Origin of the sequence: Streptomyces sp. NPDC091289 (genome assembly GCF_044757365.1) — a bacterium.
Lineage (GTDB): Bacteria > Actinomycetota > Actinomycetes > Streptomycetales > Streptomycetaceae > Streptomyces.
The window spans coordinates 1-16550 of record NZ_JBIVUT010000008.1; the positions used below are offsets into that span (position 1 = coordinate 1).

Genomic DNA, 16550 nt, shown 5'->3' on the forward strand with positions numbered 1-16550 from the left:
GGGGGGGGGGGGGGGGGCCGGGGGGCGGCCCCCCCCCGCCGGGGGGGGGGGGGGGGGGGGGGGGGCCCCCCCCCCCCCCCCCCCCCCCCCTCCCCGCGAAGGGCTTCCTCAGCGCCTTGATCTCGCGGGCAGCGCCTGCACGGCCTGGTCCAGGGCCTGGAGGAAACGGTTGGTCGTGGCCCGGTCGCGGACCGCGAGCCGCAGCCACTGCGGCCCCAGACCCGGGAACGTGTCCCCCCGCCGGGCCGCGAAGCCCAGCAGCCGCAGCCGCTCCCGCACCTCCGCCGCCCGCTCCAGACGCACCAGGACGAACGGCCCCCGGGCCGTCTCCACCGCCTCCACCTCGCTGAACTCGGCCAGCCCGGCGAGCAGATGGGCCCGGTCCACCGTGATCCGGTCCGCCGCCTCGGCCGCCTCCACCAGCGCCCGCGGCTCCATGCACGCCTCGGCCGCCGCCAGCGCCGGGGACGACACCGGCCACAGCGGCTGCGCCTCGGCGAGCAGTGCCACCGTCTCCGGAGCGGCCAGGACGTAACCGATCCGCAGCCCGGCGAGCCCCCACGTCTTGGTGAGGCTGCGCAGCACCACGAGCCCCGGGATGTCCGTCCGCCCGCACAACGCCTCGCGCTCGCCCGGCACGACGTCCATGAACGCCTCGTCGACCACCAGCGTCCGCCCCGGTCTGGCCAGCCGCTCCAGCAGCGCCGCCGGGTGCAGCACGGACGTCGGGTTCGTCGGATTGCCGATCACCACGAGGTCCGCCTCCTCGGGCACCGCCGCCGGATCGAGCCGGAAGCCGTCCTCCTCGCGCAGCAGCACCCGCCCGACCCCGTGCCCGGCCGCCCGGAGCGCCGCCTCCGGTTCGGTGAACTGCGGATGCACCACGACCGGGCACCGGGCCGGAAGAGCCCGCGCGATCAGGACGAACGCCTCGGCGGCGCCCGCCGTCAGCAACACCCGCTCCACCGGCAGCCCGTGCCGGCCGGCGACCGCGGCACGGGCGGAGGTCCCGTCCGGGTAGGCGGCCAGCGAGGTGAGCGACGCGGCTATCCGCTCGCGCAGCCACTCGGGGGGAGTGTGGGTACGGACGTTCACGGCGAGATCGGTCAGATTCTCGCCGCGCACCTCCGCGTCGCCGTGGTGGCGCAGGTCGGGCCCTGCGCTCTCGATGTTCTGCGTGGGGGGAGTCATGGCAGCCATGGTGAACGGGTGGGAGCCCCCCGTCACCGGTGAGGTGGAAGTTTTCCTGGCGGAAACATCGAAAGTCCCGGTGACGGCCGGAAACCGGCGGGCCACCGCACAGGTCGCCACCCCCCTGGACGCGGCGTTCCCGCCCGGGGCGCGGGTCTTCGGCACCACCAGCTCGTCCGCCTCGATCAGCGCCGCCGCCTCCGCGACCGACGGAGTCCCCACCGCGCCGCCCACCGCGCCCGAGGGATGCGGCACGCGGACCGCGGCCAGTGCCCCGGCCGGATGGGTCCGCACCGGCACCCCGAGCCGGGCCGCCGCCCCCACGATCCCCGGCTCGTCCCCCTTGGCGTCGACCGTCGCCACCTCGACCACGTCCGCCGCGTCCAGCCCCGCCCCGCTCAGCACCGCCTCGATCAGGGCGAACACCACATCGCCTGAGGCCCCGCGGCGCGCGCCGACCCCCACCACCAGACTGCGGGCCCCGGACTCCGGTCCGGGGCCGACGGATACTCCGGTCATCGGCGGAGCCCTGCCTTTCAGGTCAAACGTCGCGGTGGTACGTCGGTGGTACGTCAGGGGTACGGAGGCAGCGGGCGCGGCCGTTCCGTATACGGAGCACGGGCACGGGCACCGTTGACAGGAGGGGTGCCGGGGGCCCCGCCGGTAAGGCCACCCTGAGATGCGGGGAGAGGGCCCGATCGGCTAGCAAGGCCCCATGGCGGTGTTCGTCGCGCTCGGCGCGTTCCTGATGACCCTGGCCGGCGGCTGGGTCGCCCAACGCGTCACCGACCGCCGTCACCTGGTGCTCGGCCTCGCGGGCGGCCTGATGCTCGGCGTGGTCGGACTCGACCTGCTGCCGGAGGCGATCGAGGCGGCGGGCACACCGGTGTTCGGGGTGCCCGCCGCCCTGCTGCTGTTCGTCGGCGGCTTCCTGGCGGCCCATCTGGTCGAGCGGCTGCTCGCCGGACGCCAGGTGGCACACGGGGCGGGCGGCGAGCACGGCGACCGCGTACCGCAGGTGGGTCTGACGGCGGCCGCCGCGATGGTCGTCCACAGCCTGATGGACGGCATCGCGCTCGGCGCCGCCTTCCAGGTCAGCGGATCCATGGGCGTGGCCGTCGCGCTGGCGGTGATCAGTCATGACTTCGCCGACGGATTCAACACGTACACCCTCACCAGTCTTTACGGGAACGCCCGCCGCAAGGCGCTCCTGATGCTGTTCGCGGCTGCCGCGGCACCGGTCGTGGGCGCCGCGACGACGCTGCTGTTCACCCTTCCGGAGGAACTGCTCGGCGGATATCTCGGCTTCTTCGGCGGAGCGCTGCTCTACCTGGCCGCCGCGGAGATCCTTCCCGAGGCGCACCACACCCATCCCGCCCGCTCCACCCTTCTCTGCACCATCGGGGGCGTGGGCTTCATCTGGCTGGTCGTCGGCATCGCCGAGTGAGCCGCGCGTACGCCCGCACACGCTGCCGGCACGGACGCGCGGGTCGCTCACCGCGCCCGGCAGTGCTCGACGAACCGCCGGGCCACCGAGGGCGACGCGGCCCAGTGGGTGTGCAGATAGCTCGCGTGCACACCCCGCTGGACGTACCCCTCGACCCGCCGCTCCGGCTGGTGCATGCCCCAGGCGGGCGTGGTCCCGGCCCCCGGCTCCAGCACGGTGCGGTGGAACTCGTGACCGCGCATCCGGGTCCCCGCCACCGCCAGCGAACTGTCCGAGACCGCTACCGCCTGCCGGTACCCGAGCGTGAGGCGCTCGGACATCCGGGCCTCGGCGTCCAGCACCCCGCACATCGGCCGCCCGTCCAGCTCCCGCGCCAGATACAGCAGCCCCGCGCACTCGGCCGCCACCGGGGCGCCGCTCAGGGCCAGCTCCGTGACCGCCCGCCGCAACGGCTCGTTCGCCGACAGCTCGGGGGCGTACATCTCCGGGAACCCGCCGCCGATCACGAGCCCCGCCGTACCCGCCGGCAGCTTCTCGTCCCGCAACGGATCGAAGGTCACCACCTCCGCACCCGCAGCCGTCAGCAGCTCGGCGTGCTCCGCGTACGCGAAGGTGAACGCCGCCCCGCCCGCCACGGCGACGACGGGCCTCCCGGGCACCGCCGCCGGGGCGTATGCCGGCTCCCAGGCCTCGTCCGGCAGCGCGGGCGCGGTGCGGGCCAGCGCCATCAGCGCGTCCAGGTCGCACCCGGCGAGCACCCGCTCGCCCATGGCCCGTACGGCGTCCACCGCATCGGCCCCCCGCTCGGCCACCGGCACCAACCCCAGGTGGCGCGAGGGCGTGGCGACCTGCGGGGCCCGGCGCAGCACACCGAGCACCGGAAGCCCCGACTCGTCCAACGCGTCCCGCAGCAGCGCCTCGTGCCGGTCGGAGGCCACCTTGTTCAGGATCACCCCGCCGATCCGCACCTCCGGGTCCCAGGAGGCGAACCCGTGCACCAGGGCCGCCACCGACCGGGACTGCGAGGACGCGTCCACCACCAGCACCACGGGAGCCTTGAGCAGCTTGGCCACCTGAGCGGTGGACGCCAGCTCCCCCTGCCCCGAGGCACCGTCGTACAGCCCCATCACGCCCTCGACCACGGCGAGGTCGCACCCCGCCGACCCGTGTGCGAACAGCGGGGCGATGAGGTCCGTCCCGCACATGTACGCGTCGAGATTGCGGCCGGGGCGGCCCGTCGCCAGCGAGTGATAACCCGGATCGATGTAGTCCGGGCCCACCTTGTGCGGCGAGACGGCGAGCCCGCGCGCGGCGAAGGCGGCCATCAGGCCGGTGGCGACGGTGGTCTTGCCGCTGCCGGAGGCCGGAGCGGCGATGACCAGACGGGGCACAGTCACCACTCGATGCCCCTCTGGCCCTTCTGCCCCGCGTCCATCGGGTGCTTGACCTTCGACATGTCGGTCACCAGGTCGGCGGCCTCGATCAGCGCGTCCGGCGCGTTGCGGCCGGTGATCACCACATGCTGGGTGCCGGGCCGGTTCCGCATCACTTCGACGACCTCGTCGGTGTCGATCCAGCCCCAGTGCATCGGGTAGGCGAACTCGTCGAGCACGTACAGCTTGTACGTCTCGGCCGCCAGGTCGCGCTTGACCTGCTCCCAGCCCTCGCGGGCCTTCTCCTCGTTGTCGAGCTGGCCGTCGCGCTGGACCCAGGACCAGCCCTCGCCCATCTTGTGCCAGTCGACGGTGCCGCCCTCGCCGCTCGCGCCCAGCACCTTCAGCGCGTTCTCCTCGCCGACCTTCCACTTCGCCGACTTCACGAACTGGAACACCCCGATCGGCCAGCCCTGGTTCCAGGCCCGCAGCGCGAGCCCGAAGGCGGCGGTCGACTTGCCCTTCCCGATGCCCGTGTGGACGAACAGGAGCGGGCGGTTGCGCCGCTGACGGGTGGTGAGCCCGTCGTCCGGTACCGATGTCGGCTGTCCCTGCGGCATTAAGCGGCCCTCCCGGCTGCGGTGACGTCCTTGACGAGCCCGGCGATCGAGTCGGCCCGCAGCTCGTCGAGCGTGACGGCGGTGCCTCCCAGTTCCCGGGCCAACTCCCCGGCGAGACCGAGGCGTACGTACCCCGACTCGCAGTCCACGACGACCGAGGCCGTCCCCTCGGATCGGTGCAGCCGTGCCGCCCGCCCCGCGAGCGCGACCGGCTCGGGCCCGCCGGTCGCCCGCCCGTCCGTGACGACGACGAGCAGGGGCCGGCGCGAAGGATCGCGCAGCCGCTCGACGCGCAGCACGTCGTGGGCTTTCAGCAGACCGGTCGCGAGAGGCGTTCGGCCCCCGGTGGGCAGCGACTCCAGACGGGAGGCGGCCGCGTCCACGGACGAGGTCGGCGGCAGCGCCACTTCGGCGTCCTTGCCCCGGAAGGTCACCAGGCCGACCTTGTCCCGCCGCTGATAGGCGTCCAGCAGAAGCGACAGCACGGCCCCCTTGACCGCGCTCATCCGCTGCCGGGCCGCCATCGACCCGGAGGCGTCCACGACGAACAGCACGAGGTTGCCCTCACGCCCCTCCCGGGTCGCCTGCCGCAGATCGTCCCGCCGCACCACGAGCCCGCGCCCGGAACGCCCGCGCGCCCGCTGGTGCGGGGCGGCGGCCTGCACGGTCGCGGCCAGGTGCAGCTTGGTCAGCGACCCCTGCGGACGGCGCGCGCCGGTCGTACGCCCATGCTCGGTACGCGCCCGGGAGCGCCGCCCCGCAGCACCCTCGCCGAGCCCCGGCACGCTGAGCATCTTCGTCCGGAACGGCTCGGCGGACGCCACCGGCTGCTGCTCGGCCCCGGTGGACCGCCCGGGTGCGTCGGGGGTGCCCTCGGGGGCCTGCGACGGCGTGTCGTCGCTCTCGCCCTGGGGCGGCGTGCGGTCTCCGTCGGCCTGGGGCGGCACACCCCCGCCACCACCGCCGCCGCCGTCATCGTTCCCGCCCCCATCGGGGTCGGGGTCGTCGTCGTTGTTCTTGTCCTGCCCCTGATCCCCGGCGGCCTCGTCCAGGGTCTGGTCGAGCTTGTCCTCGTCCAGACCGGGCGCGTCGAAGGGATTGCGGCGACGCCGGTGGGGGAGCGCGAGGAGCGCGGCCTGCCGTACGTCGTCGGCGGTGACCTCCTCGCGTCCGGCCCAGGCGGCGAGCGCGGTCGCGGTACGCGCCATCACGATGTCGGCCCGCATCCCGTCGACCTCGAACGCGGCGCAGGTAGCGGCGATCTGGCGCAGCACGGCGTCACCGAGCACGACACGCGGCAGCAGGGCACGCGCGGCGGCGATGCGCTCCCGCAGGGCGCTCTCCTCCTCGGCCCAACGCCCGGCGAACCCCTCGGGGTCGTCGTCGTACGCGAGCCGGCGCCGCACGACCTCCACCCGCTCGTCGGTGTCCCGGGACGCGGCCACCTCGACGGTCAGCCCGAACCGGTCCAGCAACTGCGGCCGCAGCTCGCCCTCTTCCGGGTTCATCGTCCCGACCAGCAGGAACCGCGCCGCATGCCGTACGGAGACGCCCTCGCGCTCGACGTACGAGGCGCCCATGGCCGCCGCGTCCAGCAGCAGGTCCACCAGGTGGTCGTGGAGGAGGTTGACCTCGTCGACGTACAGGATCCCGCGGTGCGCGTCGGCCAGCAGCCCCGGCTCGAACGCCTTCACGCCCTCCGAGAGCGCCCGCTCGATGTCCAGCGCCCCCACGAGCCGGTCCTCGGACGCGCCGACGGGCAGCTCCACGGTCCGCGCGGCCCGCGACACACCGGCCGCCTCCGCGTGCGGCCCATCGGGACACGCCGGATCGGGGGAGCCCGGATCACAGGAGAACCGGCACCCCGGCACGACGGAGACCTCGGGCATGAGGGCGGCCAGCGCGCGGACGGCGGTGGACTTGGCGGTCCCCTTCTCGCCCCGCACGAGCACCCCGCCGACGGCCGGACTGACCGCGTTCAGCAACAGCCCGAGCCGCAGATCGTCCTGCCCGACGATCGCGGTGAAGGGATACGGCGTACTCACAAGGCCTCCTGGTCGACATGCTGTTCAACGTCCTGCCCGAGCCCGGCGGACCCGGCCACATCAGGCCCCTGGCTCTTTGACTCAGCGGACCCGGCAAAATCAAGCCCCTCCGGCGATTGAGGAGCGGGGTCCGGGGCAGCGCCCCGGCTCTCCGGCCCACCCGCACCCAACGGCGGCGCCCCCGGCGGCACAAACGGCAACCCCGCAGGCGCACCCCCCTCGATCAACCGCCACAACGCATCCGTATCCGCATGCTCCTCCACCAGATCCCCCAGCCGATCCAGCTGCTCCTCCCGCAACACCCCGAAACTCGTGTCCGGCGCGGGAACGAACCGCCGCCCCGCGGCCCGGGCCACCTCCACCAGGAACCGCCGCCGGAACGCATCGCTCTCCAGCGACCCGTGCCAGTGCGTCCCCCACACCGCCCCCACCCGGCACCCGTCCAGGAACGGTTCCCCGCCCCGCACATCGGCCACCCCGTGGTGGATCTCGTACCCCTCCACCGGCTCGCCCAGCGCCGAACCGACCGGCCGCGCCAGCGTCTTGGCCCGGTCGAAGCGAATCCGCACCGGCAGCAGCCCCAGCCCGTCGACCAGACCCGCCCGCGACTCCACCTCGTCCTCGATCCGCTCGCCGAGCACCTGGAACCCGCCGCAGATGCCGAGCACCGGCCGGCCCTCCGCCGCCCGCCGTACCAGCGCGTCCGCGAGGCCCCGTTCGCGCAGCCAGGCCAGCGCCTTCACCGTGCCGCGCGTCCCGGGCACGATCACCAGGTCCGCGTCGGCCAGCTCGTCGGCCCGGTCCACGAATCGCACGACGACGCCCGGTTCGGCGGCCAGCGCGTCCACATCCGTGAAGTTGGACATCAACGGCACCGCGCAGACCGCGACCCGCAGCACGTCCTCCCCGTGGGGCGGCGCCACGACCGACTCCCGTACCGCGCCCCGCATCGACACCCGCAGGCCGTCCTCCTCGTCGATGCCGAGCCCGTGGGTGAACGGCAGCACTCCGTACGTCCGCCGCCCGGTCAGCCCGTACAGCATGTCCAGGCCCGGCTCCAGCAGCGAGACGTCGCCCCGGAACTTGTTCACCAGATAGCCCGCGACCAGCGCCTGGTCCTCCGCGCTCAGCAGCGCCGTCGTGCCGAAGAACGAGGCGAAGACCCCGCCCCGGTCGATGTCCCCGACCACCAGCACAGGGAATTTCGCGGCCCGCGCGATCCCCATGTTCACGATGTCGGTGCGCCGCAGGTTGATCTCGGCGGGCGACCCGGCCCCCTCGCAGATCACCGCGTCATAGCTCGCCCGCAGCTGCTCCAGGCAGTCCGTGACCGTCCCGAGCAACGCCTCCTGCCGCCCGCCGTGGTAGCCCCGGGCGCTCATCTCGCCCACCGGCTTGCCCATCAGGACGACCTGGCTGGACCGGTCGCTGCCGGGCTTCAGCAGGACCGGGTTCATCAGGGCCGTCGGCTCCACCCGGGCGGCCTGCGCCTGCATCGCCTGGGCGCGCCCGATCTCCGCGCCCTCCCGGGTCACGAAGGAGTTCAGGGACATGTTCTGCGCCTTGAACGGCGCGACCTTCACGCCCCGGCGCACCAGCCACCGGCAGATGCCCGCCGTGACGACGCTCTTGCCCGCGTCCGATGTGGTTCCCGCGACCAGCAGTCCACCGCTCATGCCCGTCCCCGCTTCTGCCCTGTCTGTCCTGCTGACGACCGTCCCGCGAGCACGTGCCCCGCGACCAGCCGCCCCGCCACGCACACCCCAAGGGCCAGCGTGCTCACCCGGCGCGACAGCCGTACCGCGCGTTCGATGTCCGCGCCCCGCACCTCCCGCCCGGACTCGCCGTTCAGGACCGGCCGGTGTTCGACGCGCCCCGCGTACGCCAGCGTCCCGCCCAGCCGTACGCCGAGCGCCCCCGCGAACGCGGCCTCCACCGGCCCGGCGTTCGGGCTCGGGTGGCGTCCCGCGTCGGCCTTCCAGGCGCGTACGGCGTCCGACGGCCGCCCGCCGCCCGCGACGGCCAGCGCGGCCGTCAGCCGGGCCCCGGGCCACCCCGCGAGGTCGTCCAGGCGGGCCGAGGCCCAGCCGTAACGGCGGTGGCGGGGCGACTTGTGACCGACCATCGCGTCGAGCGTGTTCACGGCCCGGAACCCGACGAGCCCCGGCACCCCGCCGATCGCCCCCCACACGAGCGCGCCGACGACGGCGTCCGAGGTGTTCTCCGCGACCGACTCCACCACGGCGCGGGCGATCTGCGGCCCGTCCAGGGAGTGCGGATCGCGCCCGCACAGATGCGGCAGCCGCTCCCGGGCCACCTCCAGGTCCCCGGCGGCCAGCGCGCCGCCGATGGCACGGGCCTCCCGGCCCAGCGACGTACCCCCGACGACGGACCAGGCGGTGGCGGCGGTCAGCGCGACGGCGAGCGCGGGGCGGTCCCGTACGGCGCGGGCGGCCAGCGCGGCCGCCCCCACGGCGCCGCCGGCGCAGACGAGGGTGTGCAGCGCGCCCCGGCCCCGGTCGTCACGCCACAGCAGGGACTCCACCCGCGCGGCGGCGCGGCCGAAACCGGCGACGGGGTGGCCGCGCCGGGGGTCACCGAGCAGGGCGTCGGCGATCAGCCCGGCCGTGGCGCCGTACGCGAAGACGCGGTCGGCACGCACGGCTCAGGCCGCCGTGGGCAGAGGCGTTCCGGCACGAAGAGGTACGGGACGAGGCACAGGATGCGGCGCACGGCGGCCGGGCATGGCTTATGTCCTCACTCAGGGTCCGCGCCCTGGTTCGACGTGACCGGCGACAAGAGTCTCCTGGCTTCCCGGATCCGCAGTTCCCCCGGCCTTCCAGCCCTCGTTGAGAGGGCCGTGACATCCGGTGTGGGGGAGTGCTCCCCGGTGACAGTGGCGGGACCGCGCCGGATTCTCACCGGCTTCCTCTTCTGTCGCCGTAAATGGCTCCGGCAGTCCACCACGCTGCGAGAACGGCAGTCAACTTGCTGTTGACCTGCGGAGCTCCAGTGTGCGCAGACGCACATCGGGCCGGACACACGAGGTGTGTCCGGCCCGAGGAAGTGCGGTGGAACGGGGTCAGGCGACGATCAGATAGATCCCGTACGAGACCGCCGCCACGCACAGCGCGAAGCAGGCGTACGCGCCGGTGCGCGCCAGCGCGACCGATCCGCCGGCGGCGCTGCTTCCGGCCGTGGCCGACTGCTTGGAGAGGGCGACGATGCCCAGGGTGAAGAGGCCGACCAGCGCGACGGTGACCACAAGGCTGACACCGAAGACGGAGGCGAGAGCTGCCCAGTCGATTTTCATGCGGATCTGTCCTTACACCGTGGCCGGCGGCCGGGCCGGGTCGTCGGGCGCCGTGGCCGGGGCCGGGATGGTGGTCATGAGGTCGGAGGTCGGGCCGCCGACGGGCGGCGGCTGGACCGCGGCGATGGCGGTGGTGACGACGCCCTGGGGCTCGTCGTCGCCGGTGGCCGTGTCGTTGACGTTGGTGTGGTCGACCGGCTGGCGGCGCGAGGCCAGCCAGATCGCGAAGGAGCCGCCGACGAGCAGGATCGCGGTGACGGTGATGCCCCAGGTGCCCTGCTTGGTCAGGAACTCGGCGCCCGCGCCGACCAGACCCGCGGCCGGCAGCGTCAGACCCCAGGCGATGAACATCCGGGTGGCGGTGGACCAGCGGACCACGCCGCCCTTGCGGCCGAGGCCCGCGCCCATCACGGCCCCGGAGCAGGACTGCGTGGTGGAGAGCGAGAAGCCGAGGTGCGAGGAGGCCAGGATGACGGTCGCCGCACTGGTCTGGGCGGCGAAGCCCTGCGGCGGCTTGAGCTCGGTCAGGCCGCTGCCCATGGTGCGGATGATGCGCCAGCCGCCGAGGTAGGTGCCGAGCGCGATGGCCACACCGGCGGAGACGATGACCCACAGCGGCGGGTTGGAGCCGGGGGCGAGGACGCCGCCGGTGACCAGGGCCAGGGTGATGATGCCCATCGTCTTCTGGGCGTCGTTGGTGCCGTGGGCGAGCGAGACGAGACCGGCGGAGGCGATCTGTCCGGCCCGGTAGCCCTTGGCCGTCGACTTCAGCTGGTTCGGGTCGGTGACGTTCCGGTTGATCCGGTACGTCAGCCGCGTGGCCAGCATCGCGGCGAGGCCGGCCACCAGCGGGGCGGCGATCGCCGGGAGCAGCACCTTGGTGACGACGGTGCCGCCGTTGATCGAGGACCAGCCGGCCGACATGACCGCGGCGCCGATCAGACCGCCGAACAGGGCGTGGGAGGAGCTGGAGGGCAGGCCGACCAGCCAGGTCAGGAGATTCCACAGGATGGCGCCGACGAGCGCCGCGAAGATGACCTCGGTTCTGAGGCCGTCCTCGTTGACAATCCCGCCGGAGATCGTCTTGGCGACCTCCACCGACAGGAACGCGCCGATCAGGTTGAGAACGGCGGACATCGCCACCGCTGTCTTGGGCTTCAGGGCGCCGGTCGAGATGGTGGTAGCCATCGCGTTGGCGGTGTCGTGGAAACCGTTCGTGAAATCGAACACGAGAGCTGTCACGACCACAATCGCAAGCAGCAGCGTGATGTGTTCCATTTACCCAGGCAATCGTTCGACGTCAGTGGCTCGTGGACCGTAGGCAACCTGAGTGAACGGAAGATGAACTGGGCAGGGCGCTGTGGTGACCCCAAGCGGAGTGGGTCGCTTCCGCTTGTGTGCGGGAGTGGTTGCGGGATGCCCGTGGGGCGCGGCGTGGACTGCCCTTTGCCGCCCGTTGGCGAACATTTTGAGCGGTCGTTCGGAGCCCGGAAGAGATCCCCGTCACTCCCCATGTGACGTTCCGGTTGCGCGCGTTCGCGCCTACGCTCGCCCCATGAGCGAGCAGCACCCGGAATCTGTCCGAGAGACCTGGCGGAACGTCGTCGCGACGGCCCGCCGCAGCGCGGCGGACGGCCTGGTCGTCGGCACCTCGGGCAATGTGTCGGCCCGCGTCGGCGACCTGGTCCTGGTGACGCCCAGCGGGGTGCCCTACGACCGGCTCGGACCCCAGGACGCGGTCGGCGTCGACCTGGAAGGACGCCAGGTCCTCGGGAACCTCGGGCCGACCAGCGAACTCCCCCTCCACCTGGCGGTCTACCGTGCCACCGACGCCGCCGCCGTGGTCCACACCCACGCCGTGCACGCCACCGCCGTCTCCACCCTCGTCACCGAGGTGCCGCTGGTCCACTACGCGGCCGCCATCCTCGGCGGCCCGGTCCGCACCGCCGCCTACGCCCGCTACGGCACCCCGGAACTGGCCGACGCCATGCTCGGGGCCCTGCGCGACCGCACCGGCTGCCTGCTCGCCAACCACGGCACCGTCACCTACGGCGACACCCTCGACCAGGCCTACGAGCGCACCGCCCAACTGGAGTGGCTGTGCCGCCTCTGGCTCACCGCGAGCTCCGTGCCCGGCCGCACCCCGGCCCTGCTCGACGCGGCCCAGCTGGCCGAGGTGACCGAAGCGCTCAAGGGGTACGGCCAGCCCGGCTGACAGGCGCCCCCGAGCCCCCCCAAGCCCCCCGAGCCCTCCTGAGCTCCCCGAGCCCCCCCCGCGCCTGTGGCCGACGGAGGCCGCGCCCGCCCGGACGGCCCCCGTCCGCCGACAGCCCGGCTCCTGCTCGGACGGCCCCCGTCCGCTGGCAGCCCGCCTCCCGCCCCACGACACTGAAGCGGTGCGCCCGGTAACCGCGACGGCAACGGCCGTCACCACGATCCTCGGCGTCGGTGCGGCAGCGGTCGCGGCCGGCCGGTACGCCAGCGACGTCGCCCTCAAGGCGGCGCCCGGACGTCCCCTCCCCGCCGACCGCCGACTCACCGTGCACGCCGCGGCGTCCGGGCGGGTCACCCTGACCCGCTCCTTCTCGGCGCTCCGGCCCGGCACCTACGGACTGGCCGGACCCGGGGTCCACGCGGTCGTCGGACCCGTCGTCGACGGGGCCTCCCAGGCCGCCGACACCGTCGTCCGGAGGCTGGAGAGCGTCGGCCAGGGCATCCTCGAACCCGGCGCGAAGGTGCGGCTCACCCCCGCGCTGTACGGCGGCGACCCGGGCAGCGACCTCGGCCTGGACCACCAGGAGGTCGAGATCCCCGGCGAGCTGGGAACCCTGCCCGCCTGGTACGTCCCCGGCGCGCGCGACACCTGGGTCATCACCGTGCACGGCCTCGGCACCACCCGGGCCCACCCCATGAACCTGATGGGGTTCCTGCACCGACAGCGCTTCCCCGTGCTCGACCTCGCCCTCCGGGGCGACCCCGGAGCCCCGCGCCCCGCCGACGGCCTCGGCCACTTCGGCGCCTCCGAGTGGCGCGACCTCGACGCCGCCCTCCGCCACGCCCTGCGCCACGGCGCGCGGAACGTGATCCTCCACGGCTGGTCCACCGGCGCCACCGCGGCCCTGTACGCCGCGGTCGAGTCCCCGCTCCGCGACCGCATCAGCGGCCTCGTCCTCGACTCCCCGGTACTGGACTGGCCGGTCACCCTGCGCGCCCTGGCCGCCGCCCGCGGCGTCCCGGCCGCCCTGCTGCCGCTCGCCGTCCGGGCCGCCCAGGGCCGCACCGGGATGAGCACCGCCCCGGTGCTGGAGACCTCCGCACCGGCCTCCCTGCGCACCCCGACCCTGATCCTGCATGGCCCGGACGACACGATCGCCCCCTGGGCGGCCTCCCGTGAGCTCGCCGCCCGCCGCGCGGATCTGGTCAGCCTCCACGCCGTACCGCAGGCTCCGCATGCGTCGATGTGGAACGCCGACCCGGCCCGCTACGAAGAGACCCTGCGACGCTTCCTCACGCCCCTGATGTGAGCCGATGGGGTGAACTCTCCCCCTTGCCGTCGCACCGGGGGAACCTTTCACGTACCGGTGAAACGCCTTCCGTTTGGGCTTTCGGGCCGTCAGGGGCAAGACTGCTCCCGTGACGTCCCGTACTCCGCGCGACTCCAGGCTGCGACTTGTCCGCCCGCGACCCCTTGCCACCGCCCGCAAGGCCGTGACCACCCGGCGCACCAGGCCGGCTCCCCGGCCCCCCGAGGGCACCCCGCCCCGCACGGAACTGGCGCGCCAGGCCAGGGCGGTGCTCGCCGACGCCGTACGCATCGCCCACTGGGCCGCCGGCACCCCGGGGCCGGGCACCACCGCCCCGCTCGCGGCCCACGCCCTCGAACGGGCGGCCACCGCTCTGGAGCTCTCCCCGGCGCAGGTCCGCGCGGGCTGGGACCGGGCCCGGCTGGCCGGACTCATCGAGCTGCACGGCGACACCGCCCGCCCCGGCTGGCGGCTGCGCGCCTGGGACCGGGACGACTCCGCCGTGCTGCGCGGCTGGGTGGCGCTCTTCGACGCCTGGTCGCTCGTCCACGCCGCGCCCGAGGGCATCGAGGCGGGCGCGGTCGCCGAAGCCGTCGAGGCCGTGCCCCAGGTGCTCTCCCTCCTCCAGCTCTCCGCGGGCCCCGTCACCGTCCCCGCCCTGCTGGACCTCCTCGGCCAGCGCGTCGCCGAACTCCAGGAGGAGCGCTGCGAAGTGCCCCTGGGCCCCGGCAGAACAGCGCCCGCCGCCGCACCCGACCGGAGCGACGACCTCAACGCCCTGCTGCTCGACTGGGCCCTGGAGGGCCTCGCCGCCGTCGGGGCGCTGACCCTCGGCAAAGGGCACGCCACCCTCACCCCGCTCGGCAACTGGGCGGTCTGGGTCAAGCTGGAACAGATCTGCGTCGCCGCCCAGAGCCCGGCCGGGAACATCGAGCAGTCCGCCGCCGACATGCTCCTCGGCTGCGCCCGGCTCACCCCGGGACCGGCCCGCGACGAATACCGTGCCTGGCTCGCCGCCCGCACCGTCGGCAGCGCCGTCGCCGAACTGCTGGCCGTCGCCCGGGGCGAGGACGCGCTGCTGCGCGGACTGGCCTTCGAGGCGCTGAGGGTCGTCGGCGCCCCCGCCGAACCCGAGGTCCGCGCCGTGCTCGCCGAACCCTCGCTGCGGCCCTACGCCCTGCTCTGGCTCGCCGAGTACGAGGGCAACGACCCGGACGACGCCCAGGACGTCCTCAGCCGCGAGGAATCCACCTGGCTCTGGGTCGACACCGCGGCCGCCGTCGCCGACCACGGCGAGACCGGGCTCCTGGTCCGCCACCTCGACTCCGCCGTCCAGGGCACCGTCCCGGCCCTGCTCGACGAGGTCAGGGCCGTCGGCCACCCGCGCACCGTCCAGGTCCTGGTCGCCCTGGCCGCCGCCCACCCGGACCCGGCCCTGGCCAAGGCGGTCCGCCGGGCCGCCTTCCAGGTGCACACCGGAGGAGCCTGAACCGTCCGCCGCCGGGGTCCGCTCAGCCGGACCCCGGGGCGTACGTCCCGAAGCTCCACACATTGCCCTCGGCGTCCCGCGCCATGTAGTCCCGGGAGCCGTAGTCCTGGTCGGTCGGCTCCATGAGGATCTCCACACCGAACTCCTTGGCCCGGGCGAAGTGCTCGTCCACCTCGTCCACCACCACGTACACCCCCGCCGGGCCCGCGCCCGCCATCGCCCGCGCGAACACCCCCTCGCGGCCCTTGGAGCCGAGCATCACCCTGCCGTTGCCCAAGGACAGCTCGGCATGGAGCACACTGCCGTTCTCCCCCTCGTAGACCGCCTCCTCGGTGAAGCCGAGGCCCTGCGTCAGCGTCCTGATCGCGGCCTTCGCGTCGTCGTACAGGACCGTCGGATAGATCGTGGGAACGCCGCTCCCCGCGCCTGCCATCGCACTCACCTCTCCTGGATGTCCGCCGCACCTGATGTGATCTGCGTCTCAGTCTTCCATCAGGCACTGACAATGCCCTCCCGAAGGGGATCCCCGCAGGTCAGGAGCGTTCGGCTCAGGCGAACGTGTCGCACTTGGCCATATCGCCCGTGCGGAACCCGGTGGAGAACCACTGCTGCCGCTGCGCGGCCGAACCGTGCGTCCACGACTCCGGGGTGACCCGGCCCTGGTAGCGCTCCTGGATCCGGTCGTCGCCGACCGCCGCCGCCGCGTCCAGGCCGTCCCGGACGTCCGCCCGGGTCAGCTCCGTGATCAGCGGCCGGCCGGTCGACTCGTCCGGCGTCGTCGTCGCGTGGTGCGCCCAGACCCCGGCGTAGCAGTCGGCCTGCAGCTCCACCTTCACCGCGTTGCTGTTCTCGCCCTGCCGCCCGTCCTGCGACCGGCTCAGCGTCCCCATCTGGTTCTGCACATGGTGGCCGTACTCGTGCGCCACGACGTACGCCTGGGCGAACGGGCCGCCGCTGGAGCCGAACTTCGTCCGCAGATCGTCGAAGAACCCGAGGTCCAGATAGACCTTGCGGTCGGCGGGGCAGTAGAACGGCCCGACCGCCGAGGTGGCGGCCCCGCACGCGGTGCCCACCCGCTGGCTGAACAGGACCGTCGGGGCGGCCCTGTACTCCGCGTCGCGCCGGTCGAACTCCTGACGCCAGAAGTCCTGCACGCTGTTGACCACCGCGACGGTCCGGCAGTCCTCCCGACTGTTCGCGTCCTGGCCCTTCAGGCAGCTCTCCTGCACCTGCCCGGCCGACGACGAGGTCGCCGCCGGGTCCGCGCCGTCGGAGGTCAGCCCGAGCTGATCGGGGCCGACACCGAAGAGCAGGCCCAGGATCAGGGCGATCACCCCCGCGATGCCGCCGCCCACGGTGGCCCTGCCGCCCGGGATCCGGCTGCCGCGCACATCCTGGACCTCGGACGTGTCCAGATCGGCGTCGTCGTCGAACTGCACGGGCGCACCACCCTCGGGCTCGGGCGGGCGACGGGGTGACGCCCTGCGCCGAGTATCGGATGGTTCGTCCCACCGGGCACGCGGAAAAGAAGTTGCGTACCGCCAGTAG

14 protein-coding genes and 1 riboswitch are annotated in these 16550 nt (G+C 73.9%); of the genes, 4 read left to right on the forward strand and 10 right to left on the reverse strand.

What is annotated here, in order from left to right; genetic code table 11:
* Window positions 1-108: 108 nt before the first annotated feature.
* Complete coding sequence (gene cobC / locus ACIQPT_RS12115) at window positions 109-1710, reverse strand: Rv2231c family pyridoxal phosphate-dependent protein CobC (protein WP_401155174.1); 1602 nt, start codon at window positions 1708-1710, stop codon at window positions 109-111.
* 196 nt (window positions 1711-1906) lie between these two features.
* Here cobC and ACIQPT_RS12120 point away from each other — a divergent pair, with 196 nt between their 5' ends.
* Window positions 1907-2638 (forward strand): ZIP family metal transporter, encoded by a 732-nt coding sequence (locus tag ACIQPT_RS12120; protein ID WP_401155176.1) that lies wholly within the window; start codon window positions 1907-1909, stop codon window positions 2636-2638.
* 47 nt (window positions 2639-2685) lie between these two features.
* On the opposite strand, the gene ACIQPT_RS12125 is transcribed toward ACIQPT_RS12120, so the two are convergent.
* The 7 genes from ACIQPT_RS12125 to ACIQPT_RS12155 form a co-directional block, all read right to left on the reverse strand.
* Window positions 2686-4038, reverse strand: a complete 1353-nt coding sequence (locus ACIQPT_RS12125) for a cobyrinate a,c-diamide synthase (protein ID WP_401155178.1) — start codon at window positions 4036-4038, stop codon at window positions 2686-2688.
* Window positions 4032-4631 (reverse strand): cob(I)yrinic acid a,c-diamide adenosyltransferase, encoded by a 600-nt coding sequence (gene cobO / locus ACIQPT_RS12130; protein ID WP_018512216.1) that lies wholly within the window; start codon window positions 4629-4631, stop codon window positions 4032-4034. Before cobO ends, ACIQPT_RS12125 begins: the two co-directional genes overlap by 7 nt.
* Window positions 4631-6676, reverse strand: coding sequence for a putative cobaltochelatase (locus tag ACIQPT_RS12135; RefSeq protein ID WP_401155180.1), 2046 nt, complete (start codon window positions 6674-6676; stop codon window positions 4631-4633). Before ACIQPT_RS12135 ends, cobO begins: the two co-directional genes overlap by 1 nt.
* The gene (locus tag ACIQPT_RS12140) at window positions 6673-8352 is read right to left on the reverse strand and encodes a cobyric acid synthase (RefSeq protein WP_401155181.1); all 1680 of its coding nucleotides are present in this window, start codon (window positions 8350-8352) and stop codon (window positions 6673-6675) included. The genes ACIQPT_RS12135 and ACIQPT_RS12140 overlap by 4 nt, the downstream gene beginning before the upstream one ends.
* Window positions 8349-9338 carry a cobalamin biosynthesis protein gene (locus tag ACIQPT_RS12145; protein ID WP_401155183.1) on the reverse strand — a complete coding sequence of 330 codons (990 nt, stop codon included), beginning with the start codon at window positions 9336-9338 and terminating at the stop codon, window positions 8349-8351. The genes ACIQPT_RS12140 and ACIQPT_RS12145 overlap by 4 nt, the downstream gene beginning before the upstream one ends.
* A gap of 137 nt (window positions 9339-9475) precedes the next feature.
* A riboswitch (cobalamin riboswitch) is annotated at window positions 9476-9610 on the reverse strand.
* 148 nt (window positions 9611-9758) lie between these two features.
* On the reverse strand, window positions 9759-9989 hold the full coding sequence (locus ACIQPT_RS12150; RefSeq protein WP_069757115.1) for a hypothetical protein: 231 nt from the start codon (window positions 9987-9989) through the stop codon (window positions 9759-9761).
* Between the two features lie 12 nt (window positions 9990-10001).
* The gene (locus ACIQPT_RS12155; protein WP_401155185.1) at window positions 10002-11267 is read right to left on the reverse strand and encodes an anion permease; all 1266 of its coding nucleotides are present in this window, start codon (window positions 11265-11267) and stop codon (window positions 10002-10004) included.
* A 277-nt stretch (window positions 11268-11544) separates the two neighbouring features.
* Here ACIQPT_RS12155 and ACIQPT_RS12160 point away from each other — a divergent pair, with 277 nt between their 5' ends.
* The 3 genes from ACIQPT_RS12160 to ACIQPT_RS12170 all read left to right on the forward strand — a co-directional run bounded on the left by ACIQPT_RS12160 (window position 11545) and on the right by ACIQPT_RS12170 (window position 15002).
* Window positions 11545-12204 (forward strand): class II aldolase/adducin family protein, encoded by a 660-nt coding sequence (locus ACIQPT_RS12160; protein WP_401155187.1) that lies wholly within the window; start codon window positions 11545-11547, stop codon window positions 12202-12204.
* A 181-nt stretch (window positions 12205-12385) separates the two neighbouring features.
* Complete coding sequence (locus ACIQPT_RS12165) at window positions 12386-13513, forward strand: alpha/beta hydrolase family protein (protein ID WP_401155189.1); 1128 nt, start codon at window positions 12386-12388, stop codon at window positions 13511-13513.
* 184 nt (window positions 13514-13697) lie between these two features.
* Window positions 13698-15002 (forward strand): hypothetical protein, encoded by a 1305-nt coding sequence (locus ACIQPT_RS12170; RefSeq protein WP_401155559.1) that lies wholly within the window; start codon window positions 13698-13700, stop codon window positions 15000-15002.
* Window positions 15003-15024: 22 nt separating this feature from the next.
* Here the strand turns inward: ACIQPT_RS12170 and ACIQPT_RS12175 are convergent, their stop codons facing one another.
* Window positions 15025-15435 (reverse strand): VOC family protein, encoded by a 411-nt coding sequence (locus ACIQPT_RS12175; RefSeq protein WP_401155191.1) that lies wholly within the window; start codon window positions 15433-15435, stop codon window positions 15025-15027.
* A gap of 115 nt (window positions 15436-15550) precedes the next feature.
* Window positions 15551-16441, reverse strand: coding sequence for a neutral zinc metallopeptidase (locus tag ACIQPT_RS12180; protein WP_401155193.1), 891 nt, complete (start codon window positions 16439-16441; stop codon window positions 15551-15553).
* Between the last annotated feature and the right edge of the window lie 109 nt (window positions 16442-16550).